At 70.5% G+C, this 26,280-nt stretch carries 21 protein-coding genes and 2 pseudogenes; 9 read left to right on the top strand and 14 right to left on the bottom strand.

Annotated features, from left to right (window positions below; translation table 11 throughout):
* Positions 1-4: 4 nt before the first annotated feature.
* Together tgmB and tgmA are read right to left on the bottom strand one after the other, a co-directional pair.
* The gene (gene tgmB, locus OG788_RS40405; RefSeq protein ID WP_406375900.1) at positions 5-958 is read right to left on the bottom strand and encodes an ATP-grasp ribosomal peptide maturase; all 954 of its coding nucleotides are present in this window, start codon (positions 956-958) and stop codon (positions 5-7) included.
* 15 nt (positions 959-973) lie between these two features.
* On the bottom strand, positions 974-1,165 hold the full coding sequence (gene tgmA / locus OG788_RS40400) for a putative ATP-grasp-modified RiPP (protein WP_266764475.1): 192 nt from the start codon (positions 1,163-1,165) through the stop codon (positions 974-976).
* A gap of 251 nt (positions 1,166-1,416) precedes the next feature.
* Between tgmA and OG788_RS40395 the strand changes: the two genes are divergently transcribed.
* Positions 1,417-2,445, top strand: coding sequence for a hypothetical protein (locus OG788_RS40395; protein ID WP_406375899.1), 1,029 nt, complete (start codon positions 1,417-1,419; stop codon positions 2,443-2,445).
* A gap of 57 nt (positions 2,446-2,502) precedes the next feature.
* On the opposite strand, the gene OG788_RS40390 is transcribed toward OG788_RS40395, so the two are convergent.
* The 4 genes from OG788_RS40390 to OG788_RS40375 form a co-directional block, all read right to left on the bottom strand.
* Positions 2,503-2,865, bottom strand: coding sequence for a glycoside hydrolase domain-containing protein (locus OG788_RS40390; RefSeq protein WP_406375898.1), 363 nt, complete (start codon positions 2,863-2,865; stop codon positions 2,503-2,505).
* 184 nt (positions 2,866-3,049) lie between these two features.
* On the bottom strand, positions 3,050-4,282 hold the full coding sequence (locus tag OG788_RS40385) for an RNA-guided endonuclease InsQ/TnpB family protein (RefSeq protein ID WP_406375897.1): 1,233 nt from the start codon (positions 4,280-4,282) through the stop codon (positions 3,050-3,052).
* Positions 4,283-4,581: 299 nt separating this feature from the next.
* The gene (locus OG788_RS40380; RefSeq protein WP_406375896.1) at positions 4,582-5,733 is read right to left on the bottom strand and encodes an FAD-dependent oxidoreductase; all 1,152 of its coding nucleotides are present in this window, start codon (positions 5,731-5,733) and stop codon (positions 4,582-4,584) included.
* Positions 5,734-5,836: 103 nt separating this feature from the next.
* On the bottom strand, positions 5,837-6,571 hold the full coding sequence (locus tag OG788_RS40375; protein WP_406375895.1) for a TetR/AcrR family transcriptional regulator: 735 nt from the start codon (positions 6,569-6,571) through the stop codon (positions 5,837-5,839).
* A 914-nt stretch (positions 6,572-7,485) separates the two neighbouring features.
* Here OG788_RS40375 and OG788_RS40370 point away from each other — a divergent pair.
* From OG788_RS40370 to OG788_RS40350, 5 genes are all read left to right on the top strand, one after another.
* Positions 7,486-7,689: a hypothetical protein gene (locus tag OG788_RS40370; protein ID WP_406375894.1), complete on the top strand. Its 204-nt coding sequence runs from the start codon at positions 7,486-7,488 to the stop codon at positions 7,687-7,689.
* A 62-nt stretch (positions 7,690-7,751) separates the two neighbouring features.
* Positions 7,752-8,639 carry a GNAT family N-acetyltransferase gene (locus tag OG788_RS40365; protein ID WP_406375893.1) on the top strand — a complete coding sequence of 296 codons (888 nt, stop codon included), beginning with the start codon at positions 7,752-7,754 and terminating at the stop codon, positions 8,637-8,639.
* Between the two features lie 117 nt (positions 8,640-8,756).
* Entirely contained in the window at positions 8,757-9,653 is an 897-nt protein-coding gene (locus OG788_RS40360) for a virginiamycin B lyase (RefSeq protein WP_406375892.1), read from the top strand.
* A gap of 52 nt (positions 9,654-9,705) precedes the next feature.
* The gene (locus OG788_RS40355; RefSeq protein ID WP_266764467.1) at positions 9,706-10,056 is read left to right on the top strand and encodes a YciI family protein; all 351 of its coding nucleotides are present in this window, start codon (positions 9,706-9,708) and stop codon (positions 10,054-10,056) included.
* Positions 10,057-10,136: 80 nt separating this feature from the next.
* The gene (locus tag OG788_RS40350) at positions 10,137-12,821 is read left to right on the top strand and encodes an ATP-binding protein (protein WP_406375891.1); all 2,685 of its coding nucleotides are present in this window, start codon (positions 10,137-10,139) and stop codon (positions 12,819-12,821) included.
* A gap of 724 nt (positions 12,822-13,545) precedes the next feature.
* Here the strand turns inward: OG788_RS40350 and OG788_RS40345 are convergent.
* The 4 genes and pseudogenes from OG788_RS40345 to OG788_RS40330 all read right to left on the bottom strand — a co-directional run bounded on the left by OG788_RS40345 (position 13,546) and on the right by OG788_RS40330 (position 18,118).
* Positions 13,546-14,240 (bottom strand): annotated as a pseudogene (locus OG788_RS40345) (response regulator).
* A 4-nt stretch (positions 14,241-14,244) separates the two neighbouring features.
* Positions 14,245-15,474 carry a sensor histidine kinase gene (locus OG788_RS40340; protein ID WP_406375890.1) on the bottom strand — a complete coding sequence of 410 codons (1,230 nt, stop codon included), beginning with the start codon at positions 15,472-15,474 and terminating at the stop codon, positions 14,245-14,247.
* Positions 15,475-15,502: 28 nt separating this feature from the next.
* Entirely contained in the window at positions 15,503-16,381 is an 879-nt protein-coding gene (locus tag OG788_RS40335) for a CPBP family intramembrane glutamic endopeptidase (RefSeq protein WP_406375889.1), read from the bottom strand.
* A gap of 468 nt (positions 16,382-16,849) precedes the next feature.
* Complete coding sequence (locus OG788_RS40330; protein ID WP_406375888.1) at positions 16,850-18,118, bottom strand: transcriptional regulator; 1,269 nt, start codon at positions 18,116-18,118, stop codon at positions 16,850-16,852.
* Positions 18,119-18,304: 186 nt separating this feature from the next.
* On the opposite strand from OG788_RS40330, the pseudogene OG788_RS40325 reads away from it, so the two are divergent.
* A pseudogene (locus tag OG788_RS40325) lies at positions 18,305-18,625 on the top strand (DUF2238 domain-containing protein); the annotation flags it as partial.
* Positions 18,626-18,874: 249 nt separating this feature from the next.
* On the opposite strand, the gene OG788_RS40320 reads toward OG788_RS40325, so the two are convergent.
* Both OG788_RS40320 and OG788_RS40315 read right to left on the bottom strand, forming a co-directional pair.
* Positions 18,875-19,858 (bottom strand): aldo/keto reductase, encoded by a 984-nt coding sequence (locus OG788_RS40320; RefSeq protein WP_406375887.1) that lies wholly within the window; start codon positions 19,856-19,858, stop codon positions 18,875-18,877.
* A 75-nt stretch (positions 19,859-19,933) separates the two neighbouring features.
* The gene (locus tag OG788_RS40315; RefSeq protein ID WP_406375886.1) at positions 19,934-20,884 is read right to left on the bottom strand and encodes a DUF389 domain-containing protein; all 951 of its coding nucleotides are present in this window, start codon (positions 20,882-20,884) and stop codon (positions 19,934-19,936) included.
* A 204-nt stretch (positions 20,885-21,088) separates the two neighbouring features.
* Between OG788_RS40315 and OG788_RS40310 the strand changes: the two genes are divergently transcribed.
* The gene (locus OG788_RS40310) at positions 21,089-22,912 is read left to right on the top strand and encodes a glycoside hydrolase family 15 protein (RefSeq protein ID WP_406376976.1); all 1,824 of its coding nucleotides are present in this window, start codon (positions 21,089-21,091) and stop codon (positions 22,910-22,912) included.
* A 19-nt stretch (positions 22,913-22,931) separates the two neighbouring features.
* Complete coding sequence (locus OG788_RS40305; protein ID WP_406375885.1) at positions 22,932-23,870, top strand: cyclase family protein; 939 nt, start codon at positions 22,932-22,934, stop codon at positions 23,868-23,870.
* A gap of 87 nt (positions 23,871-23,957) precedes the next feature.
* On the opposite strand, the gene OG788_RS40300 is transcribed toward OG788_RS40305, so the two are convergent.
* Positions 23,958-24,350: a hypothetical protein gene (locus OG788_RS40300; RefSeq protein WP_406375884.1), complete on the bottom strand. Its 393-nt coding sequence runs from the start codon at positions 24,348-24,350 to the stop codon at positions 23,958-23,960.
* 137 nt (positions 24,351-24,487) lie between these two features.
* Positions 24,488-26,266, bottom strand: coding sequence for a cation:proton antiporter (locus tag OG788_RS40295; protein ID WP_406375883.1), 1,779 nt, complete (start codon positions 26,264-26,266; stop codon positions 24,488-24,490).
* Between the last annotated feature and the right edge of the window lie 14 nt (positions 26,267-26,280).

The raw sequence follows: 26,280 nt of genomic DNA, 5'->3' as shown, positions 1-26,280 counted from the left end.
CAAGTCAATGCCCCTCCGGGATGCGGAAGTCGGGCCTGCGCTGGGCCAGCCACAGGGCGACCTCCTCGGCGATGGGCTGGCCGGTCTCCAGCTCGACGAAGCCGAACTGGCCTCCCTGGTTGCACTCCAGGAACCACCAGATGCCCTCCGCGTCCTCGGCGAAGTCGAAGGCGGCGTAGGCGAGTCCGGTGAAGGAGAGGTAGTCGTGGACCGCACGGGCGATGCGGTCGGGTACCGGCACGGGCTCCCAGCCGTTCCCCGTCTCGCCGAACCGCCCGTCGACCTGACCGGGCTCGGCGGCCTTGCGGGCGGCGAACAGCCGGGTGCCGATGCCGGTCAGCCGGATGTCGGCACGCTTGGGAATGTAGCGCTGGAGCAACGCGGGGCCCGCCGCCACACCGGAGAAGTCCGTGTCGGGTCCGACCAGCGTGGTCGGCAGGGCCGCCGGAGGCTCGCCGGGCGGCGGCCCCGAGGCGGATTTCACCACCACGTCCCGGTGCTCCTTGACGAACTGCTGGGCCACCCGGGGAGCGGTCGTGATGACGGTGGGCGGCACCGCGAATCCGCTGGTGTGGGCCACCCGTAGCTGCCAGGGCTTGTGCCGGGCCTGCTCGGCTCGGCGGGGGTGGTTCATCCAGCGGGTCGAGGCCGAGTAGAGCATGCCGAACAGGGCCTGCCTGGTCTCGGCGGTGAGCCACGCGGAGGGTTCGGCGGCGTGGGCCGCCGGCTCGCCCGGCCTGCGCACCCACACGGAGCGCAGGCCTCCCATGCTGAGCACATGGCCGTTGACCGACAGATAGCCGTCGAAGTCACCGTGGGCGTAGTCGGCGGACAGCACCGCCTTGCCGGGCAGGTCGGCGGGATCGAGGCGCACCATGGGCACGCCCCGCTCATGCAGTTTGGCCACCACCATGTCGGCGGTGACGTCCTGCTCGGCCGTGAGTATGAGAACCGTCATGCGCGCGGACTTCCGTCAGTCGTCGAAGTGCGTCTGGGAACCGGCCGTCGACGTCGTGGTGCCGGTCGCCATCAGCAGCGCGCGATCACTGACGGCCGGGCGGCCGTCGGGCAGCACGTTCAGTTGCAGGGACACGTCGAAGTGGTACGGGGGTACTGCGGCCGACTGCCCTGAGGGCAGGGCGTAGTTGAGAGTGAACGGTCGCACGAAAGATCCTCCCGCGGTCGCACGATGGTCGATACCCACCCGTACGTGACACGGCCGTAAGGAATTCATCACTTTCTGCCACATCGGGGTGAAGGTCATCACATCGCGTCGTTTCTGGCTTACTCATTTCGGATTTACTTGGGTGTCCGCTTGGTTCCGGCCCATGCGTGGCTGCTTGATTCCACGCAAACCTTAGGCCAATGCTTCATCCTCCGTGACATCAACGCCCCGCCATCCCAGGAGAGTTCCCGGTGTCCTCAGCCATCGCCCCGTCCGAAGAATCCGCCACGCGCGCCGACGCGCCGAACCCCGTCGAGCGCGACGCGCATGACTTCGGGGCCTACGCGCGGACCGGCGGCTGGGCCTTCGCACTCAAGGTGGCGCGCAGCGTCCGTCCCGGCGGGCAGTCCGCCGACGACACGCCCAAGGTGTCCGCGAAGGAGTTCGCGGAACTGGCCGGATGCTCGCCCGAGCGCGTCATGCGCTACTACAAGGCCTGGGACAGGGCCGCCGACGACGGTCTGGTCCCCCACTTCGAGACCCTGGTCCCCGGCGAGGACGTCGAACTGCCGGACGCCGAGGCCTGGCAGACCTACTACTCCTCCCGTTCCAGCGGCGCGTCGGAGCGCGGCACCGCCATCACCCAGGCCGCGGAGGCCGAGGGCATCCGTCCCACGAAGGCCCTGGAGGTGGCCGAGAACCCGACCGCGCTGCGGGCCGCGATCCTCGCCGACCCCTCCACGGCCAAGGCGGCGCGGTCCGCACTGCTGGACCGGGTGAAGGAAGACCCCGCGCTCCAGACCGAGTTGGCCCGCGACATCGCCCGCACGGAGGAGCTGAAGAAGGCGGTCGCCACCGAGAACAGGGCGGCCGACCGCATCGGCTATGTGCGCCAGATCGCGGAGAAGGGCCAGATCAGGACACCGGCCGGGCAGACCCTGGACGCTCCGGCCGAGCTGCGCTCCGAGGCCGAGCGGCACCTGTCCCTCCTCGACGAACTCGACGAGGGCGAGGACGCGGGCGAGTGGGCCACCGAGGCGTACGACACCATGAAGAACCTGGTCGTCGAGACCGTGGAGGCCGACCCCGAACTGCGCGTCCAGGAACGCCGGACGAAGTTCTACAGCAGCCTTCAGAAGGCAACGAAGGTGTTCGAGGAGCTGACGTTCGACGACGCCGACGACATCTACGAGGACGACATGGTGCAGCGTCTGGAGGAGCTCCAGCAGGCGATCGGCACCGCCATCGCGGCGCTGCGCGGGGCGGCCGGCCGGGACTGATCGGGCCGCGGGGCCGCAGGTCCGCGCGGGAACGAGGGTTCCCGCGCGGCCGGGCCGTCACTGCGGCAGGTCGTCGGGGCCGGTGGCCCACCGGGTGTCGGGCCGGTCGGTGAGTTCGAAACTCACCGTGCCGCCCCCGGTCGTGAGGGCGGCCCCGGTCCAGGAACGCTGCGTGGGCTGCCCGTCGACCCGTACGACCCCCACGTAGAAGTGCGTGGCGTCCGCGTCGGGCGCGCTGACGACGATGCTCTTCCCGCCCGGCCGGAGGACCACCGCGCGGGGGAAGAGCGGGGCGCCCAGGAGCATGTTCGCGCTGCCCGGGGTCTGCGGATACAGACCGAGCGCCGAGAAGACGTACCAGGCCGACATGGTCCCGAGGTCGTCGTTGCCCGGCAGCCCCGAGGGGCCGGTGCCGTACACGGTGTCGAGGATCTGCCGGACGGTCGCCTGCGTACGTGGCGCTGGCGCTCTGTGCGAGGCCGCGGTCGCTGCCCGGGCTGAACGGGGACACCCAGGACCCGTCTAGGTGGCGGGCCTGGATGTAGCCGGCGCCAGCCGTGGCGGCGGGGGGTGAAGACATTGCGCCATTGACATCCTCCCGGGCTCAAAGGCCCGGGATTCCCGCCTGCTCCCACACGAACTGTGTGGGTCGCTTCGGGTGGGTTCCTGCTTCGCCGCGCTGTGCCGGGACGGGTCCCGGTCTTACCTGCGCTCCACAGGCTGTCACCGCCAGTCCGGCGGCCTTTGCGACGTTGACCGCCGCGTTGATGTCGCGGTCCAGGACCGCCCCGCACGCCCCGCACGTCCACGTGCGGACATTGAGGGGCTTGGGTCCGTCCTTCACCCCGCACACCGAGCACACCTGGGAGGTGGGCTCGAACCGGCCGATCCGGTGGAAGGTGCGTCCGTACCGGGCGGCCTTGTACTCCAGCATGGTCACGAACGCCGACCATCCGGCGTCGTGGACGGACTTGGCCAGACGCGTACGGGCGAGTCCCTTGACCGCCAGGTCCTCCACAGCGACCGCTTGATTCTCGCGGATCAACTGGGTGGAGAGCCGGTGATGGAACTCGCGGCGCGCGTCCGCGACTCGGGCGTGGGCCCGTGCGACGCGGATCCTGGCCTTGTCCCGGTTACTGGAACCTTTCTGCTTGCGGGACAGGTCCCGCTGCGCCTTCTTCAGGCGCTTCTCGGCCCGGCGCAGGAAGCGCGGGCTGTCAACCTTGGTCCCGTCGGAGAGGACGGCGAAGTGCCCCAGGCCGAGGTCGATGCCAACCTGGGACGTTACTTCCGCCAGCACCTTTGAGGCGTCCGTCTCGACGACGAAGCTTGCGAAGTACCGTCCGGCCGCATCCTTGATCACCGTCACGGTGGAAGGGGCGGACGGCAGCGTCCGGGACCAGCGCACGGAGATGTCGCCGACCTTCGGCAGGCGCAGCTTTCTGCCCGGCGTGATCCGCCAGGCCGCGTTCGCGGTGAAACGGATCGACTGCCGGTTGTCCCGCTTCGACTTGAAGCGCGGCGCACCCATCCGCGGGCGTTTGCCCTTGAGGCCGTCGAAGAAGTTCCGGTACGCGGCGTCCAGGTCCCGCAGGGACTGCTGGAGGACGACGGCGGACACCTCGCCGAGCCAGGCCCGTTCCGGGGTCTTCTTCGCATCGGTGATCAGTACCTTGGACAGGTCACCCGACTTCGGGAACGCCAACCCCTGCTCGCGGGCAGTCTCCCGAGCGCGGAGCGCCTCGTTGAAGACGACCCGCGCACACCCGAACGCCCTTGCCAACGCGGCACGCTGACCGGCACTCGGGTACAGACGGAAGCTGTACCGAAGCTGCACAGCGAGTCACTTTACCGAGTGCTTACGTCACCCGTTCGCCGATCCGATCAGCTGGTCCACGAGGGACACCGGCCCCTCCGCGGCACGGACGGCCACATCGGCCAGGAACGGAGCGGCCAGGGCGCGAGGATAGAGGGCGCCCCGGAGTGCCGGAAGTGACGTGCGCGTCCGGAGGGTGACGGCGCGGTGAAGGGTGGGACCGGCCAACCGGTGCGGAACAGGGGCGAGTTGTCGGTCGGTGACGGTCCAGTCTCACCGATGGATCGTCACATCGGCTTCTCCGTGCGCGGTTCGGCGCGTCAGTCCGCCTCGCCCCGGTAGTGGTTCATCAGGTCGACCAGGCTCTGCGGAGCGTCCGGGCTGAAGCAGACGGAGAGGTTCGCGGCGGACTCGGTCGCCGAGATCTCGGAGCGCGGGAAGAGCGCCTCCTCGTACGCGGTCAGTGCCTTCTCGGCGTCGTCGGGGTGGGCGGCGAGGGCCTTTCCGAGTTCGGCGCCGTCGAGCATGGCGAGGTTGGCGCCCTCGCCGGCGAACGGGGACATCAGGTGGGCGGCGTCACCGAGCAGGGTGACGCCGGGGACGCGCTCCCAGCGCAGGCCGGGGGGCAGCGCGTGGACCGGGCGGGCGACGAGTTCGCCGTCGGCTTCGGCGATGAGCGAGCGCAGGCTCTCGTCCCAGCCGTCGAAGTGCTCCAGGAGACTCCGCCTGGCCGCCTCGGTGTCGGTGAAGTCGACGGCACCGGAGACCGCCCAGTCGGCGGGCGTGCGCAGGGCGGCGTAGACATGCAGGGAGCCGTCCGGGTCACGGTGGCCGAGCAGACCCTTCTCCTCGGCGAGGGCGAACAGGATGCCGCCTCCGACGACGGCCGCGCCCTTCGGGTGACGGGTGTCGGCGTCGAGCAGGTGCATCTCGACGAAGGAGATGCCGGAGTAGACCGGGGTGGCGTCCGTGACCAGCGGCCGCACCTTCGACCAGGCGCCGTCGGCGCCGATCAGCACATCGGCGGTGAAGGTGCGCCCGTCGGCGAGAGTCACCTCGTGACGGCCGTCCCCGGCCGTCCGCGTCCCGGTGACCTTGGCGCCCCAGCGGACGGTGCCCTTGGGCAGCGAGCCGAGCAGGATGTCACGCAGGGCGGCCCGGGAGACCTCCGGGCGCGCCTCGTTCTCACCGGCGTCCTCCATGCGGACGGTGGCGCTCTTGTCGAGGATGCGCATGGCCTCGCCGCCGGCGTGGATGGCCGCGCGGAACTCGTCGTGGAGCTCGGCGGCGCGCAGCGCGGCCTGGCCGGACTCCTCGTGCATGTCGAGCATGCCGCCCTGGGGGCGGGCGGTCGGTGAGGCGTCCAGGTCGTAGACGGCGGCTTCGACGCCGTTCAGGTGCAGGACGCGGGCGAGCGTGAGACCGCCGAGACCGGCGCCGATCACGGCTATGGGGTGGTGGGTGTTCGTCATGGCTGGTTCTCCTTGTGCGGGGGTGACCGTCTGGTGCCGGTGCGGGCGCAACCGTCGCTCTCGGCGACGGTGCGTGGTGGTGACGGGCGCGGGCCGGTGGGGCTCACGGCGTGTCGGGTGGTGTGGGCGCGCTCGGCGCCTCGGGCGTGTCGGGCCGGGGTGTGTGCAGGACGCCGCTGATCAGGACATGGAAGCCCCAGTTCAGACGGGCCTCGCCCGGCCCGGAGAGCAGGTCCGCGCCCAGCGCGGCGATGCGGGGGTGCCGCTCGTGGGACGCACCGCGCACCGCGGAGGCCAGTGCCGCCCACTCCCCCTCCGTCTCGGCCGGGTCCTTCTCCCCCGACGCGTGCTCCGCCGCGGTGGCGGTGGCGAACTGGAGCAGCAGATCGATCGCCCAGGCCGCCCGCTCACCGGGGACACCGCCCTCGTCGAGGAGGGACAGCAGTGCCTCGACCAGGTCGAGGTAGCGCTCGCCGGACGGGCGGGCCACCAGCGCGGAGCGGGCGAGCCCCGGGTGCTCGAAGAGGACGGCCGTGTACGAGGTGAGCACCCGCACGAGCCGGTCGCGCCAGTCGCCGTCCGCACGGACCGGGCCGAGGTCGACGGCGCCGAGCAGGTCGTCGAGCACCGCCGCGTGCAGCTCGGCGGTGTTGCGCACGTAGACGTAGAGCGAGGCCGGTCCGGTGTCGAGTTCCTGCGCCAGGCGGCGCATGGTGACGCGCCGGAGGCCTTCGGCGCGCATCAGCGCGACGGCCGTCCCGATGATGCCGTCCCTGGTCAGGGCGGGCTTCGCCGGGCGCTCACGGCGGCTGGGGCGGGGGGCGGGATGTTCTGTCACTCCTTCAAGGTAACGAACATGTTCGTTGCGAACAAGTACGTCACGAACATGTTCGTACCGCTGCCCACAGCGGCCGGGTGAGTACCCGTACTCATGTCGCCCGCCCCGGCGCTCCACCGCCATGGGGCCACCTGGACCCAGGAGCCCGCCATGCCCGGATCAGTCCTCGCCCCGCCCGCCCAGCACCCGGCTCCCCCGGAGCGCTCCGCGCGGCCGGGGCCTCCCGGCCGTCCTCGCCGTGGTGGTGGTCGCGGGCATGGGACTTTCCGCGTCCCGAGTCAGAGGCACGGTGCGCCGGCACCTGGGCTGTGGCACGGCCCGGACCCGGTCGATCGTCGCGGATCGCCCTCGGTACACAGGGGATCAGGAGGCGTGGGAGACGGGGCGGCCCTGACACTCCGGCCCGCCGGTACCGACCCCGACACCGCGACCGATGCCGTCCCGGCCGAGGCGGGTCACGTTACGTCGCGATGACCGATGCCCTCCTGGATCAGGGGTGCCTAGTGTCATCTCGTCCCTGGTGGCAACGGATCGGAATCGGACCCGCATGCGTCTGCTCACGTACCTCGTCGGCTGCAGTGTCGACGGCTTCACCGCCGGTCCTGACGGACAGTGCGACCCCTTCGGCCTCGACGGCGATCTCAAGGCCGCCGTACTGGCCGAGTACCCCGAGACCGTCCCGGACCATGCCCGCAGGTCGCTGGGCGTCGTCAGCACGGCGAACAGACTGTTCGACACGGTCGTCATGCGGCGCGGCGTCTACGAATCCGCTCGGGCGGCCGGTGCCGACAGCCCGTATCCCTGGATGCGGCAGTACGTGGTCTCCTCGCCCCTGAAACGGCCCCCCGTCAGGCGTCGATGTCGTCGCCGAGGACCCGGCCGAGTTCGTACGCGGGCTGAAGCGACGGCCGGGCATGGGCGTCTGGCTGTGCGGCGGCCCGGTGCCGGCCGGGCATTTGCTGCGTGAGGTCGACAAGCTCGTGGTTCATCGCCACCCGGTGGCGTTCGGGGCCGGCGTTCCGCTGTTCCACGCGGCATTCGACCCTGCCGCCTTCACGCTGACCGGCTTCCGGGTCTTCGCCACCGGCGCGACTGTCACGACGTACACCAAGCAGTAGGAGCACATGTGTTGTTTCGCCCCGCGACCGAGGCCGATCAAGAGCGTGTCGCAGCAGTCATCGTGGATGAACCGGTGGGCTGGATCGACGCCGACCGCTACCTGGACGAGTTGAAGCAGGGGATGTACCGGCCGGAGTGGACCTGGATCGCCGAGGACGACGGGCGGATCGTGGGCCGTTCCTTGTGGTGGGGGCAGCAGGACAGCGCTCACCCCGTCGCCCTGGACTGTCTGCATGTCGACACGACGCTCCCCGACCGCCCGGAGGTGGCCGCCGGGCTGCTGACCGCCGCGCTGCGGGCGTTCGCCGAAGCGGGTGCGCCCAGAACTCCGCTGTACAACCTGACGCTGCCCGTCGGCTGGCGTGACACCCCGGCCGCGGTGGCCGCCGTGGAGTGGCGGCGCCGGGCCGCCGTGGCAGCAGGCCTCACGCACGAGGTGGAACGGCTGCGCCTGCAATGGACGGCCGACGTCGGCCTCCCCACGTCCAGGGGCCGACTGACGTTCGCCCCCGCTTCGGACGAGGAGTTCCTCCGGCTGTTCCGTCGGATAGCCGTCGGCAGCCTGGACGACGAGACCCGCAGGAACATCGCCGCCAAGGGCGCCGAAGCCACGGCCAGGGACGAGATGGACTTCTATCTCGGCTGCCCCGGTCGGCGCGAGTGGTGGCGCGTGGCCCACACCCCGGACGGGCAGGTCGCGGGCCTCGCCCTCCCCTCCGCGACACCGTATGCCCGCAACGTGGGCTACCTGGGCGTCGTCCCCGAGTTCCGCGGCCATGGATACGTCGACGACCTCCTCACCGAGATCACCCTCATCCACGCGGAATCCGATGCCGAACTGATCACAGCCACCACGGACACCGGCAACGCCCCCATGGCCGCGGCCTTCGCCCGCGCCGGCTACCGGACTTCGGAGATCCGCATGCTGTATTCGGCGCCGGTGGCGTAGGGCGGAGAGACGGAGACCCCTTCGCCCGAGGGAGACGGACGGTTGATGAAGGGCGGCAGCGGGCGCGCCGTACGAAGAGAGCCGTATGAGCCGTATGAAGAGAGGAGAGCCGGTCTGATGCCGGTTTTCATCGAAGAGTTCAGCGTGGCCGGGAGCGACAGCGGTCCCTACGCGCTCACCACGGGCCCGGACGGGGCGCTGTGGTTCACGCTGGTGCACAGCGGGGGCATCGGGCGACTCGTGCCCGGAGGTGTGCTCACGCACCATCAACTCGATCCGGACTGCGGGCCGACGATCATCGCTGTCGGGCCGGACGACGCCTTGTGGTTCACCGAGCACCGGGCGCATCGCATCGGCCGGATCGCCCTCGACGGCAAGGTCGAGGAATTCACCGTGCCGACCGCGGAGTGCGGTCCGTTCGGAATCGCCGCCGGGCCGGACGGAGCGCTGTGGTTCACCGAGACCGCCGCCGACCGGATCGGCAGGATCACCACCGACGGCCGGGTGACCGAGTTCCCGCTGCCGGCCACGGGGTCCTACCCCTCGGCGATCACCGCAGGCGCCGACGACGGGATGTGGTTCACCCTGAACCAGGCCGACGCGATCGGGCGGATCGGCATGGACGGAGCCGTCACTCTGCACCCGTTGCCGACCAGGTCCGCCGCCCCGGTGGGCATCGCTGCCGGGCACGACGGGGCGGTCTGGTTCGTCGAGATCGGTGCAGGGCAGATCGGGCGGATCACTCCCGACGGCCGGATCACCGAGTTCCCGCTGCCCGACCGCACCTCCCGGCCGCATGCCATCACCCCCGGCAGCGACGGCACGTTGTGGTTCACCGAGTGGGCCGGCAACCGGGTGGGCTCCCTCACCCCCGACGGCACTGTCACGGTGCACGACCTGCCGACCCCGGGCTCGGAGCCGCACGGGATCGCCCTGGGCCCGGACGGAGCTCTGTGGACAGCCCTGGAAATCGGCGCACTCGCCCGCGTCGGCGTCCGTGTCCGCACGCAATGAAGCAATGAAGCAACGAAGCAACGAAGCAACGAAGCAACGAAAGGGAACGCTCATGAAGTACGCACTCGTGATCTTCGAGACCGATGAGTCGCGCGACCGGATCCGGACCGACCGGGCCGCTCACCGAGCGGCGTACGAGACCTGGATCGGCAAGATCGCGGCGGCAGGCAAACTGATCAGTGGCGATGCCCTGGACACCGAGTCGGCCTCCGCGACGACCGTGCGCAAGACCACCGAAGCAGCGCCCGCCACCGTGACCGACGGGCCCGCACACCCCGGCGAGGAGACCCTGGGCGGCTGGTTCGTCATCGACGTGGCCGACCGTGAGGAAGCCGTGGAACTCGCCAAGGGGCTCGGCACCTTGGAGACCATCGAGATCTGGCCGGTGCTCGAAGGCGCCTGAGGAAGGCCAGTTGCGGCATCGTCCCTCCCCCGACGTACAGTGTCGATCATGATGCTCGGTTGCCGGCGGGGGAGCGGACGGTGCAGGGGCGCGCAGAAGAACGACGCCACATGGAGCGGATGCTCGCCAACTCTCGTCACGGAGCGAGCAGTTCACTGCTGCTGCACGGCGAGGCCGGCATCGGCAAGACCACTCTCCTTGAGCATGCGGCCGCCCACGCGGACGGCATGCGCGTGCTGCGGGTCGAGGGCATCGAGTCGGAGATGGAGCTCGCTTTCGGAGGGCTCCATCAGCTCTTCCTGCCGGTGCTCGATCTACTCGACCGGCTGCCGGGACCGCAGGCCGGGGCTCTGCGCGCCGTCTTCGGCCTGATCGACGAACCCGTACGGGACCGTCTCACCCTGGGGCTCGCCACACTGTCGCTGCTGTCCGAGGCGGCCACGGACGACCCCCTGCTGTGCCTGGTCGACGACCTGCAATGGCTCGACCGGCCGTCCGGGGACGCGCTGACCTTTGCTGCCCGGCGGCTGCGGGACGAAGGCATCGTGATGCTCTTCGCCAGCCGCGGCACCTCGCCGGAGAGCGGATCGAGGGCGCTGCCGCGCGTACACGTCACCGGCATCGACCGGCGGTCGGCCGTCGCACTGCTGCCCGGCCTCGCTCCCCCGGTCGCCGAGCACATCCTCGACCAGGCACAGGGAAACCCGCTGGCGCTGCGGGAGTTGGCCGCCGCGCTGACCCCGGCGCAGCGCGCCGGACAGCTGGGGCTGCTGGCGCCGGCCGAGGCGCGGCCCGAGCTGCCCCATCAGCTCCAGGACGCGTTCGCACTGCAGATTCGCCGCCTTCCCGACGCGACCCAGCGCACTCTCGCGGTGGCCGCGGCCGACGACACCGGGGACCTTCCCACCGTGCTGGCAGCCGCGGGCCGGCTCGACGGGGAGGTCAGGGATCTGGAGCCCGCCGAGCGTGCCGGACTGGTCTTCGTCTCCGCGCAGAAACTGCGCTTCCGGCACCCGCTCATCCGGTTCGCCGCCTACCAACAGGCCCCGCTGGCCTGGCGGATCGCGGCGCACCGGGCGTTGGCGGCGGACCTGGACGGCGCCCAGCACGCGCACCGGCGCGCCTGGCACCTGGCCGCAGCGACGACCGGCCCGGACGAAGAGGTCGCCGCGGAGTTGGAACGGGTCGCCGAGTGGGCCGGAAGCAGGCAGGCGATGGCGTCCGCGTCCGCGGCGTACGAGCGGGCCGCCCGCCTGACCGCCGATCCGCACCGGCACGCCCGCCGCCTGATCACGGCCGCGCAGAAGGCGAGCGAGGCCGGCCAGGACGAACGGTGCCGCGCTCTCACCGACCAGGTGCCACTGCCGTTGCGGGACCCCGGGATGGCGGCGGACTTCGCCCGCGTACGCTCCGTGGTCGAGCTCGGCTACGGCAGCCCCCGCCGGGCCGCCCGCATCCTGGCCGACTGCGCGGACACGATCTCGGCCGACCGCCCCGACAAGCTCGCGCCGCTGCTGACCGACGCCATCCACGCGGCCTTCTGCGCGGGCGACGCACCCCTCATGGTGGAGATCGGCGTCCGCACACCCCATCTGCCGATCCTGGCCGTGCCGGCCCACCTCCTGGCCGGCGACCTGCCCGGCGCGCGCCGGGCCCTGGACACTCTCGTACGGGCCGGACACCTCGACGACGTCGGGCTCATGGACCAGTTGGTGACCGCGATCCACTGCCACCTGATGGCCGATCACGCGACCGCGCACGAATTGACCACCACGGCGGTCGCGCGGTGCCGCGAGCAGGGCATCGGTGGATGGCTGCCCACCACCCTGCATCTGCGCGCCCAGGTGGAGCTGGCGCTCGGCCGGCTCGACGACGCGCACGCACACGCCACCGAAGCGCTCCGGCTGGCCGACGGCTACGACCTGGACCACCGAGCAGCCCATCTGCGCGCCCTGTTGGCGGTGCTGGCCGCCGTCCAAGGGGAGGAGGCGCAGACCCGGAAGATGGCCGAAAAGGCACTGGAGTACACCCGCCCGCGCGAGGTCGGACGGGGCGCGGCGGAGGCACTGTGGGCGCTGGGGCTGCTCGACCTCGGCCTCGGGCGGGCGCAGGATGCTCTGTGCCATCTGGAGGCGGCCCTGCAGGCGGCGGGCCACCCCTTCCTGGCCCGTCACCTGTTGCCGGATCTGATCGAGGCGGCCGTGCGTGCCGGACATCCGGAAGGGGCGCGGGCACCCGCGGACCAGCTCAAGACATGGGCGGCCGACCTCGGGCAGCGCCACTTCACGGCCCAAGCGCACCGCTGCGCGGCCCTGACCGGCCCGGACACACAGGCCGAGCAGTTCTATCTGGCCGCCTTGGACCTGCACACCGACGGCAACGACTTCGATCGGGCGCGCACCCAGCTCCTCTACGGCGAATGGCTGCGCCGCTCGCGCCGCAAGATCGACGCCCGCGATCAACTGCGCACCGCACTGAAAGTCTTCGATCAGCTGAACGCCCGACCCTGGGCCCACCGCGCTCGCACGGAACTCAAGGCAGCCGGCGAAACCCACGACCCGTCCGACGCCACCGACTCCCCCCTGACCCGCCTGAGCGCCCAGGAGCGCGAAGTCGTCCGCCTCGCGGCCACCGGCGCCACCAACCGCGAAATCGCCACGCACCTGTTCCTGAGCCCACGCACCGTCGGCCACCACCTCTACCGCGCGTTCCCCAAGCTCGGCATCAGCTCCCGAACAGAGCTCGCCGACCTGCTCACGCCCTGACGGGCGCAGAAGAACAGTCAGGTCGGGCACCCGTCCCGACCACAGGCACAAACTGGGCTGATCCAGGACGCCAGCAGTGACCGAGAGATCCGCCCGCGGTAGCCCTTTCGTTCCGAGGGCCTGCGCCAAGACCCGCCGACCCAGCGGACGGCGCCGTTTCCAAGCAGTGCCCCTCACCGTCCTCGAAGGCTTGCAGGGCGCCGCCGCGCCACCTGCCCCGCATCGCAGGGAGTTTCGCCATCATGAACAGTGTCACAGTCCACTCCCGCCTTCGGAAAGCTCCTGCAGCGCCTTCGCCCGGCTGTCGAGGAAGTTCTCGGATGCCGGACTGCCGCGACGCCGCCCCGGCTATTGCACCCTCCGGATCACCGCGGTGGCTGCGCTCCACACAATCCGTCCCGTCCCACGTGCGAGGCAAGCAACACACCTGCAGCCGTCGCGGTTATGCCACCAGCAGCGTGGCCGAGGTCTGTGAGCGCAGTTTGATGACCCATGTCAACCCACGTCCACAGACGTTGCGGCGACGGTCCAACCGTCCTGTGCCGATGCGGAGTGACTGATTCGCATAGCCCGAACGTGAACGGACAGCAGGAGAGCGCTTCCTCGGCGAAGACCGGGGGCAGAGTGAGGACATGGTGGCTCGTGCGTGGAGGCGTTCGGGTCGGTGAGCTTCGCGAGTATGAGGTCGACCAGCCGACGTTCTTGTGCCAGGGTCGGCCCCCAGTCAGCCGGCCTCTGGGATCAGCCCGACCCGGTAGGCAAGGACGACCGCCTGGACCCGGTCGCGCAGGCCGAGTTTGGCCAGGATCCGCGAAACGTAGGTCTTGACCGTCTCGGGGGTGATGAACAGCGCCGTGGCAATCTCCGCGTTCGACAGCCCCTCGGCGATCTGCCGGAGCACGTCGAGCTCACGGGGGGGGTCAGCGCGCGTACAAGGTCTTCTCTGGCCTGCCGGGAGGTGTCGGCCGGCCGCAGGTGTTCGGCGAAGTGACCTATGAGGTGGCGGGTGACCGCGGGCGCCAGCAGGGACTCGCCCCGGGCGACCGTCCGAATCCCGTTCACCAGCTCCGCAGGAGGCGCGTCCTTGAGGAGGAAGCCGCTGGCTCCGGCCCGCAGCGCGTCGTAGACATAGGCATCGACGTTGAACGTGGTGACGACCAGCACCTTCGGCGGGAACTGGGCATCGGGACCGGCCAGTTGCCGGGTCGCCTGGATACCGTCGAGCAGAGGCATCCGGATGTCCATCACCACCACGTCGGGCCGCAGCCGCCGTGCGGTTTCCACTGCCGCGTGCCCGTTCTCGGCCTCCCCGACGACCTTGATGTCGGTCTGCGCGGAGAAGATGGTGACGTAGCCGGTCCGCACCAGCGCCTGGTCGTCGCAGACGAGTACACGGATGGGTTGCGGCGCATCGCTCACGGGGTCACTCCTGAACGGGCTTGGACGGAATCGTTGCGCGGACCTCGAACCCGCCCCCGGGCCGGGGTCCGGCCTCCAGTTCACCATCGAGCATCCGCACCCGTGCACGCAGCCCGGCCAGGCCTCGTCCGCCCGCTGGGCCAGGCTTCCGCGGGACCGGTACGGCCGCCGGGGAGGTGGCGGGTGCGTCGGTCGTCACCTTGATCTCGACGTGCTCCTCGCGGTGCCGGACCAGGATGTGTGCCAGCTGCCCGGACGCGTGTTTCATCGCGTTGGTGAGCGCCTCCTGCACCACACGGTATGCGGCCAGCTCCACGTCCACGGACTGCGCCCGCCGCTCGCCCTGCTCGTTGAACTCCACCGGCTGACCCGACCTGCGGGCCTGTTCGACCAGGTCGACCACCCGTCCCAGTGTCGGGGCCCGGTCCGCACGCGCCGGGTCGGCGAACGCGGACTCACCGGTCGCCTCCAGCACACCGAGCAGGTACCGCAGTTCCGTCAGAGCCCGACGGCCGGTGTCGCTGACGGCCGCCAGTCCCTCCCCGGCCCGTTCCGGCGCGGACGTGAGCAGGAACTGCGCCGCGTCGGACTGGACCACCATGGCCGTCACGTGGTGGGTGACGACGTCGTGCAGTTCACGGGCGATCCGTGCCCGCTCGGCGGCCGTGGCCACCTCGGCGGCCAGCCGCCGCCGCTCCGCCTCTTCCCCTCGCCGCATGCGTACGGCACTCCCCACCAGCCAGATCGCGGCCAGAGTCAGATAGAACGCGAGATAGTCCGGGATTTCCTGTGGTGAGCCGAGGTGGTGCAGGACGACGACCAGTACGGCGTAGGCCGCACTCGCCGCGACGGTCACGGCGCGGCGGAGGCTGACCTGATGGGCCGCGGCGGAGTACAGGGCGAGATACAGCCCCACACTCCCGAAGGTCGTCGCGAAACCCAGCGCCTGGTGCACGGCGAACGCGCCCGCGGTGACGGCCAGACAGGCCGCGGGCCACCGGCGGCGGACCGCCGCCGGCAGGGTCTGGGCCAGGATCAGCCCGATGCCCAGCGCGTTCGCCGGCCGCTCGGGCAGGTCGCCGATCTGCCCCCCGATGTTCGACAGGGTCGGCACGAAGGCCAGCAGGGAGAGCACCAGAGCGAGGACGCCGTCCTTGACGGAGGCATCCCGCTCGCTCCACCAGTCACGTAATGCCCGGAGGGGCGGGGGGCTCCAGAGCGCCTGACGGGACATCACTTCCGTTTCCTCCAGTCGGCCTGTCTCAGTGCCGGGCCCGCCGCCGGGGCAGCAGTCGGCCGTTCCGGTGGGCGAGGACGGCCATCGGGACGGTAATCAGTACACCGAGGACGATGGGCACGATCGACGTCTCCAGGCCGAAGCCGTCGCCGGTCAACAGGGTGGAACCATGGACGTCGACGGTGTACAGAGCCTCGGGGGTGTGTCCGGAGACCGGGACGCCGAGCAGTTGCTCGACAGTGTTCCAGGCGAAGTGCAGACCCCCGACGAACCAGATGCTACGCCGCCACAGGAACGCGGCACCGAGCATGACACCCGCCTCGAGAGCGATCGCCACCACACTCCGCCCACTGGCCCCCGGAGCCCCCAGGTGGGCGACGCCGAAGAACAACGCGGTGATCGCGATGGCGGCCCGGCTGCCCCACAACTGCTCCAGAGCCTGCAGGGCGAGGCCGCGGAACAGCAGTTCCTCGGTGACCGCGGCGCCGATCTGCACCATGACCGCGGACCACACGACCGACACGAAGCCGCTGCCCGCCCAGGAGAACGAGTAGCCCCCGAGAGCCGTGATCAGGAGTGCGGACACGAGAATGAAGCCCAGACCGATCCCGCCGCCGAGCAATACCTCCCGGCCGGCCCCGCGCCGGGCGATCTCCGGCGTGGAGCGTCGTGCGACGAAGCGCATGACCGCCCAGTACACAGCCACCGCGGCAGCCGCTCCCAGCGCCGGCACCGGACCGGGGCCCGTCGCGGTCAAGCCCGAGACGAGACCGACACCAACCATGCCCGTCAGCATCCAGCCGAGCGGAGATCGAACGATCCGGCCGAAACGGCCGCCCCAGCCGTCGCCCTCTTCGTCCGGGCCGGAGCCTGTGTCGTGCAGTGCGGTGGACGTCGTGCCCATCGTGGCCTCCCCCTGTGGGTGGTGGTCGCACCGGTGGCGACCTGACAACCACGCTAGGGACGGGCCGACGTCCGCGAGTCACCCCCACATGGACAATCCCTGTAGCTCGCAAGGGGGATGCGCCGCCCCTGCCCGCCCATCCAGGGCGGGTATCGAGTCGTGATCGATCTGGCGGACCGTTCCGCGCCATGGAGCGGATCCGGTAGCGCATCCTGCATGACGTGGGGGCAACTGAAGGGCGATGAAAGGGATTTCATCGGGCGGTACCTGCCGATGGGCAGGCACCGCCCCCGTCCCGAGCTACCCGCACAATGATTGAGCGGTGCCTCGACCCGGTCAGCTCACGGGACATCTTGCCGGCCGTCGCCCAGCGGATCACTGTCCGCGATCTCTGTGGCAGGGCTTCGTAGTCCCGCGCCAGGCGGCGGTGCTGCATGATCCATGTCAAGCCGTGGTCGCAGACCTTTACTACGCCCGGGACTGTTCAGGGTCTGACAGCAAAACGTCTTTATGTTGCAATGCGAGTCGGAGCAGTCCTGCGGCGGGAGACGACATCCGGCTCGGAGGAAGATCGTTGATGCAGGCTGCGTCGAGAGGCAGACCCGTGATGGTGCCGCTGGATCGTGGCCCGCTGATCACTATGCCTTCTTCGTTACGCTCTACCGCCTCAGCGAAGATCGTGTCGAATGTTTCCGCTTCGAACACCGCCACTGTCAGAAGGCATACTGCAAGATTCAAAGGCTCCAAAGCCATACCCCAGCACCACACCCGCAACGATCCTTCGGCCAAGGCGGCGTTGAGCAAGCTGTAAGGGGGCTGGCCATAGTCGACTTCTGTGCCGGAGTCCCCTCGGGCTTCTGGCGCCCCGAGCAATTCCTCGTTGTACTCGCGCATGATGGTGCGCCATATGTCCAGGTCCTGGCGGTGCGCAAGAGGTGAGAACGACGCAGGCTGAACCATGCCAGCGGGGAGGGGGCCGTAGGTGCCCTCCCCAGTGGCAACGTGCCCGGTTTCTCGGTAGAGGAGAAAGAAAGTGCCTTGGCCATCGGGCGTGCGGCGCAACGTTAGTGTCCCTACAGCTGGGAGCACGACACGTCCCTTGAGCAACAGAGGATCGTCGGCCAGGAGCTTGCGCATGGGCACCGCTCGCCAGGGCGGCCTCTCAGTCGGTACGCGCCTCGTGGCAACGGCCAGTTCGTGAGCAACAGCTTCGTTCTGGTCGATAAGGTCGAAGTACTGGCCAGTACCGAAGGCCAGACGAGGCCCTCCAGGAGCAGACCAGTCGGCACGCGTGAGGCGAAAAGACGGCCGGTCCTCGAAGAGGGTAGGACGGGCCAGAGCCCCCATGGCCGATGAATACCGCTCGAAACGATGGGCCTTCGACTCTTGAGGCAAACAGTGCTGCGCGGCTTGTCTCAAAGGCAGATTGACGGGCGGCGACGTGTCTTGCCACTCCACCACCACGGCCGACAGGGGAACAGGAGTCGGCGGGCGCATGGCCTCCTCCCACAGAAGCGAAGTACCACCGATCCGCTGCAATGAGGGGCGGGCGAGGACATGCAAGTCAGCGGCCATCTCGCACAGCTGACCAAACCGTTCACGGAGGTCTGCTCGTTCCTTGACGAAGGATGCCTGAGATTGCTCGACGGCAGCGTGGTCCAGTGCGCGCCACGCGTAGTACAAACCGCCAACAGCTATCAGTACACCCAACAGCCCCAGCCACAATTCCGCGTCCACGTGCACCCCCGGCCTACGGCGTGTTCGGAAAGAGCCCTACCCCTGTGGACAACCCGCCACTCCAGGCGCCGGTGTCCTCGGACAGCGCCGCAGTTGGCAGTCACCGTAGACAACGACGAGCAGGGGCGGTCCGGGCCACGGACGGAGGCGGTCACGAAAGGAGTCTGTGAGCGCGGCTTGATGATCCATCTCATGCAGGGCTTCGTGCCGGTCGACCTGGTGCGGGCGCTGCTGAGCCGGACGTCACCGCTGCGCGGCAGCCGGTGGCCGGCACCCCTGACCGTGCGCGCGTGTCTCGCCTTCAGCGCTGTGTTCGAAATGTTCGAGTGGGTGGCCGCCGTGATCGGCGCACACGCGGCGGACGACTTCCTGGCCGCCCAGGGCGATGTGTGGGACACCCAGTGGGACATCGGCCTGATCGGCGCGACCGTCTCGGTGCTGCTGCTGAGCCGCCTGCACGACCGCCAGCTCAGGGCGCTCCCGGGGGCGCGGCCCTCCAAGGACTGACAGGGCCCGGCGGCGCGGAACGCCGAGGCCCCATCTGGCCCGACCGCCGCGCCACGGGCCGGCCCGACGGGGTGGGGATCGCCGAGGACGCGTCCGCTCCGGGGCACGGACCGCCAAGGGACGTCCGCCCCGGGGGCGCGGCCCTCCGAGGACGGACAAGGGCCCGGCGACACGGACCACCAAGGACCGACACGGCCCGGCGGCGGGGTCGATGACTGACGCGTCCCGCCGCCGGGTCCCGCACGGTTCCTACCAGCGGTTCTCGACCTGCTCCTTGATCCGCCGCTCGTACAGTTCCCCGATGGCGTCCAGCGTCGTGCCCGAGGGCTCGGGCAGCTTCGCGGCCTGCGCGTTGGCACGGGCCTGTTCGGGTGAACGGGCACCCGGGATCACCGTCGTCACGCCCGGCTGCCCGACGATCCACCGCAGCGCCAGCTGGGCGGGCGTGTACCCCTCGGGGGCCAGGGCGGAGAACTCGGCGGCCGCCTCCACGCCCGTCGCGAAGTCGACCCCGGAGAAGGTCTCGCCCTGGTCGAAGGACTCGCCGTGGCGGTTGTACGTCCGGTGGTCGTCCGCGGCGAAGACGGTGTCCTTGGTGTACTTGCCGGAGAGCAGCCCGGAGGCCAGCGGGACCCGCGCGATGATGCCGACGCCCGCCTCCCGGGCGGCGGGCAGGACCTGCCGCAGGGGCTTCATGCGGAAGGCGTTGAGGATGATCTGGACGCTCGCCACGTTCGGGCGCGCGATCGCGGTCAGCGCCTCGTCGCACGTCTCGACGCTCACGCCGTACGCCGCGATCCGCTCCTCCTCGACGAGGGTGTCGAGGGCGTCGTACACCGCGTCGGAGGAGTACACGGACGTCGGCGGGCAGTGCAGCTGCACCAGGTCGATCCGGTCGACGCCGAGGTTGCGGCGGGAGCGGTCGTTCCAGGCGCGGAAGTTGTCGAGGACGTAGTTCTCCGGGACCTGGTCGACGCGGCGGCCCATCTTGGTGGCGACCATGACGTGCAGGTCCGGCCTGCCGCGCAGGAAGGTCGCGATGGTCTCCTCGCTCCGCCCGTCGCCGTACACGTCCGCGGTGTCGAAGAAGGTCACTCCCGACTCCGCCGCCGTCTCCAGCACGGCCAGGGCGTCCTTCTCACTGACCTCGCCCCAGTCGGCACCCAGTTGCCAGGTGCCGAGACCGATGACGGAAGCATGCTGGCCCGACCTGTCGAATACGCGCTCGTCCATGACGTCAGTCTGACACTTTCCCCTGACCGGACCGGACGCCCCCGCCCCGCGCGTCCTCCCCTGCCCGTGCGTCCGTCACCCGGCGGCGCGGAGGCGGCGACGCCCGACCCGGCGCCAGAGGGCCCGCTGCCCCTTGAGCGCGAGCGTGCCCACCACGATCAACACGGTGACGTTGATAAGGAGTTGGATGAAGGAGCCGCGTGCCTCGCTCCAGCTCCCGAAGGCGGCGGAGACGCTGAAGTCGGCGGCCGCGGGGATGGTGGTGACGGAGATGAAGACGCCCAGCAGAGCGCTCGTCCTGGCCTCGGTCAGCGAGACGATGCCCACGATCCCGGCCAGCGTGGCGACCGCGACCGAGAAGAAGTCCGGTGTGTCGATCAGATGGGAGACGGGGCGCACGCCGAGGTCGAACGCCTTGGACTCCAGGCCGAACGCACGGATCAGCAGGGCGAAGAGGAAGGTGGCCACGACGGCCAGCGCGAATCCGGCCGTCAGGGCGGTCAGCCCCTTGCGGATTCTCGGCCCCGAGCGCCGGTCGATGCCCAGCGCGACGCTGACGATGGCCCCGTACTCGGGTCCGACGACCATGGCCGCGACGATGAGGATCTGCGAGTTGGTCACGATGCCGACCGCGCCGATGAGTCCGGCGACCACCAGGTAGAGATAGAAGCTCGGAGCGTAGGTGCCCTCCGCGCGGATGCGCGCCTCGACCGCTTCCCAGACGGGCGCCCGGGAGAGGGCCCCGAGCCGCTCGGCCCCGGCCCGCGCGGCGCGTCCGGAGAACGCCATGTCGACGGGCTCGATGACGATGGAGCCCACCTCGTCGAGGCGCAGCTCCCGCAGACCGCGGAGCACGTCGTTCGCCCCTCCTGTCAGCACGTCGCAGACGAGGGCGTCACCGTCCGGCTTCCGGGCGATGCCGGGCTGCACCACGAGGTTGAGGACACTCGGGTCGGCCGCGAGGAGCGCGACCACGGCTTCGGTCAGCGGGGCGGGACTCACCATGCGCACATGGATCATGTCCATGCAGGTACCTCCCGGGACACCGGTGCGCGCCTCGACGTCGAGCGGTCGTCTCCAGTAACCCCGGCCACCCGGTGTTCGGCAATCCAGCCGCCTCCACCGCCGCACGGACCGCCCGATCCGGGCTCCCGGAGAGGGCAGCCCGACAGAACAAGCGGACATGCCGTCGATGTCGGATAGTGAAGAAGCCTGGATCCTCGAGATTGGATCACCATGGACCGCTATCCGCCCATCGCCGACCACGGCCTGGTGGGCGATCTCCAGTCCTCCGCTCTGGTCTCGTCCAAGGGTGTCGTGGACTGGTTCGCCGCCCCGCGCTTCGACTCCCCCAGCACCTTCGCCGCGCTGCTCGACCACGAGGGCGGAGGCTATTTCCGGCTGGCGCCCTCCCACCCGGAGGGCTCCTGGAAGCAGCTCTACTATCCGGACACGGCGGTGCTGGTGACGCGGTTCATGTCACCGGACGGGGTGGGCGAGGTCCTCGACTGGATGCCGCCGGACCGCTCCGGCACCGCGTCCGCCCGGCACCGGCTCTTCCGGGCCGTGCGGACGGTGCGGGGAACCGTGCGGTTCGCCCTGGAGTGCCGTCCGCGCTTCGACTACGGGCGGGCCGGCCACGAACTCGCCCTCGGTCCCGACGGCGCCGTGTTCCGCAGCCCGGGAATCACCGCGTTCCTGCAGAGCACTTTTCCCCTGGAGCGGGACGGACAGGACGTCAGGGGCACTGTCACCCTGAACGCGGGCGAGATGGCGACGGCCGTGTTCACGGTGGACGGGCCGGACGCCGCCGCACCGCCGCCACCCACCGTGGACGGGTCCGCCGAGAACCTGGCGGAGACCACCGAGTACTGGCAGAACTGGGTGCGGAACTCCAAGTACCGGGGCCGATGGCCCGACATGGTGCACCGCTCCGCCATCACCCTCAAGCTCCTGACCTACGCGCCCACCGGCGCCCCGGTCGCGGCGGCCACCATGGGCCTGCCTGAGCAGGTCGGCGGCGAACGCAACTGGGACTACCGCTACACCTGGGTACGGGACGGATCCCTGTCGCTGCGCGCCCTGGTCGACCTCGGGTTCGCCGAAGAGGCGACGGTGTTCACGCACTGGCTGCGCGAACGGCTGATGGAGCGCCTGGAGCAGGAGGGGGAAGCGCTCCAGATCATGTACCGGGTGGACGGGACCCCCCTGCTCGGCGAGGAGATCCTGGAACACTTCGAGGGCTACCGCGGCTCCTACCCCGTACGCGTCGGCAACGCCGCCGCGGACCAGCTCCAGCTCGACATCTACGGCGAGGCCCTCTACGGCCTTTCGCAGGGCCATGAGATCGGCGTCCAGGCCGACTACGCCGGCTGGAAGGCCGTCGCCCGCACCCTGGACTGGCTCGCCGACCAGTGGGACCGGCCCGACGAGGGCATCTGGGAGACCCGCGGCGGGCGCAAGGACTTCACCTACAGCCGGGTGATGTGCTGGTCCGCCTTCGACCGCGGGCTGCGCCTGGCCCATCAATGGCGCCGGCCGGCGGACACCGCCCGCTGGACCCGGGCACGCGACGCCGTCCTGGAGCAGGTGATGGAGCGCGGCTGGAGCGACAAGGAACAGGCGTACGTCCAGTACTACGGCGGCGGCGTCCTGGACGCCTCGCTCCTGCTCATCCCCCGGGTGGGCTTCCTGGGCGCGAAGGACCCGACCTGGCTGTCGACCCTCGACGCGATGAGCCGGACGCTGGTCTCCGACAGCCTCGTCTACCGCTACGACCCGGCCGCCTCCCCGGACGGCCTGCGCGGCTCGGAAGGCACGTTCAGTCTGTGCACCTTCCTGTACGTCGACGCGCTGGCCCGCTCCGGCCGGCTGGCCGAGGCGCGCTACACGTTCGAGAAGATGCACACGTACGCCAACCACGTCGGCCTCTTCGCGGAGGAGGTGGGCCCCAGCGGCGAGCAACTGGGCAACTTCCCACAGGCGTTCACCCATCTGTCGCTCATCATGGCGGCCACCACGCTCGACGAGGCACTCGACGGGCTGCGCGACTGAGACCGCCGGGAGCACACCCATGCCCGATCCCATCGAACCCGCCGGCGCCCCGCGGATGAGTCCCGAGGAGTTCGGGGCCCTGTACCGACGCGTCCGGGAACGCGCCGCCGGCCCCGGCCGGGGGGCGCCCCGTGTCACGCCCGAGCAGCTGCGGGCCGCCGTGGGCGAGGTCAGGACCGGACGCACCGTCACCATGGCGGCGCCGGTGGACACCCGGCCCGGACCCGACAACCCGGAGCCCGCGGTCCACCGGCTCACCGGTCCGGTGGCCGGGGAGGCGGGCGCCCCGGGACTGCACTTCGCCTTCGACCGCTTCGCCATGAACGTGCACGGCGACGCCGACAGCCATCTCGACGCGCTCTGCCACGTCATCTACGACGGCACCCTGCACGGCGGCGTCCCCGCGTCCTCGCTGACGGCCGAGGGGGCGACCGAACTGTCCGTGGACGCGGTCCGCGACGGGCTGGTGGGCCGCGGTGTGCTGCTCGACATCCCGAGGCTGCGCGGTGTGCCCTGGCTGGAGCCGGGCGACAGCGTCACCACGGAGGACCTCACCGCGGCCGAGGCGGCCTGGGACGTACGGGTCGGGGCGGGAGACCTGCTGTTCGTCCGCGTCGGCCACCGCCGTCGGCGTGCGGAGCTCGGGCCGTGGGACGCCGCGCGGGCGCGGGCGGGGATCCATCCCGGCGCGGTCGAGTTCCTCGCGGAGCGGCAGGTCGCCGCTCTCGGCGGTGACGGCAACAACGACACCGCCCCGAGCCCGGTCGACGGAGTCGCCTTCCCGACGCATGTGCTGGCGATCCACGCCCTGGGCCTCTACCTGCTCGACTACCTGCAGTTCGAGGACCTGGCGGACGTCTGCGCACAGGAGCGGCGCTGGTCCTTCCTGTGCGTGGTCGCGCCTCTGCGACTCCCCGCCGCCACCGGCTCACCGGTCAATCCGATCGCCCTGCTCTGAGCGGCGGCTCCGGCGGCAGTGGCGCACCGGGAAGCCGTGCCCTTCGGGGCACGGCTTCCGGCGTCTGAATCCGGCATCGGAATCCTGCTAGACCCGTGCCCCGTGCACATGCTTCGGCTCGACCAGCAGGCCGTAGATGACCAGCAGGGACACGAGCATCGTGAACACCGACCAGAACGGGTAGACCGGAAGGAAGATCATCTGCGCGACGAGGCAGAACGCGGCCAGGCAGATGCCCGTCAGCCGCGCCGCCCTGGAGCCCACGAACACACCGAGGCTCGCCAGGGCCATCACGATGCCGATGGCGACGAAGATCCAGCCCCAGGCCGTGAAGTTGAAGATGAGCAGCCGGTTGCCCTGGGAGTACACCTTCGAGTAGTAGCCGTGGTTGAAGATCGCCACGAAGCCGTTGAGAAGATTGAACAGAGCGCTGACCATCAGCAGGATTCCGGCGAAGGCCACCCAGTGCGAACGCTCCATCGGCGGCACGAGGTCGTCTGGCTCAGAGGCTTGTTGCTGCATGAGAACCATGAGATCCAGCCGCACGGCGGACCGCAATCCGTACTGACCCGTTGGTGTCCGGACCGGGGCCGGGCGAGTGGCCCCGACCGCCGTCGTCAGCCCGCCCGCACCGGTCCGGGCTCCGGGGACGGACCCAGCAGGATCACGGTGTCGTGGGCCCCCGGCTGCGGGGTGCGGGTCCTGGTGACCGGGTCCAGCCGCCCGTCGGGGCGTACGAGGAACAGCAGCGCGTGTCCGGCCGGGACGCCCTCCCCGGCGGGGCGGGCGGTGATCCGGGCGCCGTCCGCGTAGCGGCGTGCCAGTTCCGGTCTGTTGAGTTCGGCGCCGAACAGGGTGTCGCCGGACGTGTAGGGGGCGACCACGCCGTGACTCAGGCCGGGCGGCCCCAGCCGGTGGACGAACCCGTCGACGTTGCCGCGCAGGGTCGCCGACGCCAGCGCGTTGAAGTCGTCCTCCTCGGTGAGCAGCAGGACCCCGGTGATTCCTTCGAGTTCCGCTCCCTCGCCGGTGGCCGCGGCGAGCAGTTCGCCCGGCGCCAGGTGCAGTCCGGCGGCCCGGATCAGGTCGCGTTGCTGTTCTCGTCCGGCCCACATCAGCACGTCGAGGCCGGCGGTACGAAGGGCTCGTCCCATGTCGATCGCCCAGAGGTCGCCGCCCACGAGCAGCGGGCGGGCGCGCGCCGGGCGCAGCACGCCCAGGCGCCGGGCCACGGGGTGCGCGCTGAGCCCGTACAGCGTCACCGTGGTGACGATCACCAGGAAGGTGGCGGGCAGGATCTTCTGGGCTCCGCCGATGTGTTCGGCCACCAGGGTGGCGGAGAAGGTCGAGGCGGTGGCCGCGGCGACGATTCCGCGCGGTGCCATCCAGCCGATGAAGGCTCTCTCGCCGCGGGGCACATCCGTTCCTGCCGTGGACAGGAACGCGATCGCCGGTCTGATCACCAGGACCAGGGCGGCGACGAGAACGAGCGTGGGCAGGATGACGTGCCGCAGGGAAGCCGGGGTGACCGTGGCCGAGATGGAGATGAACAACAGCCCGATGATCAGCGACACCAGGGTCTCGAGGAAGGGCCGGCGCGCGGGGAGGGACATGCCCGGCAGGTTGGCCAGGGCCATCCCCATGACGACCGCGGCGATGAGTCCGGTGTCGTCCCGGATCGCGTCGCAGGCGGCCGCCACGCCCACCGCGGCGGCGAGCTGCGCCGTCGTGCCCAGCACCTCGCCCAGGTGCAGGCGGCTCAGCAGGAACCACAGCACGGCGGCACCCACCGCGCCCCCGATCAGACCGACGGCCGAACTCACCACGAACTGGCCGAGCTTGGCGGCCACGCCCCGGCTGTCGCTCGCGACGACGGCGTGGAACGCGAGCGCTCCGAGAATGCCGCCGACCGGGTCGATCAGCGACCCCTCCCAGATCAGGATGCGCTGCAGCCGCTCGGTCGGGCGCACGAAGTTGAGCAGCGGGCCGACGACGGTGGGCCCCGAGACGACGAGGATCACGCCGAGCATGACCGCCGAACTCTTCGACATGCCCAGCAGCGGTACCGCGAGAGCGGCGGTGGCGGCCCAGGTGATCAGGACGCCGAGCCAGATCAGCCGCACCACGACGCGCCGCATGTGTCCGTGCAGTTTGCGCACGTTCAGGCCGAGTCCGGCTTCGTAGAGGATCACCGCCACGGCGAGCGACACCATCGGGGAGAAGGCGTCCCCGAGCAGTTTGTCGGGGTTGACGATGTCGGTCAGCGCTCCGGCGGCGAATCCGACCGGCAGCAGGACGATCAGGGCGGGGATCCGCAGCCGGCTCGCCACCAGCTGGGAGCCGACGGCCAGGACGACGATCAGTCCGAGGCCCTCCAGGATCTGGTTGTCCGTCACGGCTGTCTCCCTGC

Origin of the sequence: Streptomyces sp. NBC_00647, assembly GCF_045207245.1 — a bacterium.
In the GTDB taxonomy this organism is placed as follows: Bacteria; Actinomycetota; Actinomycetes; order Streptomycetales; family Streptomycetaceae; genus Streptomyces.
This window is presented reverse-complemented; position numbering and strand designations above follow the sequence as displayed.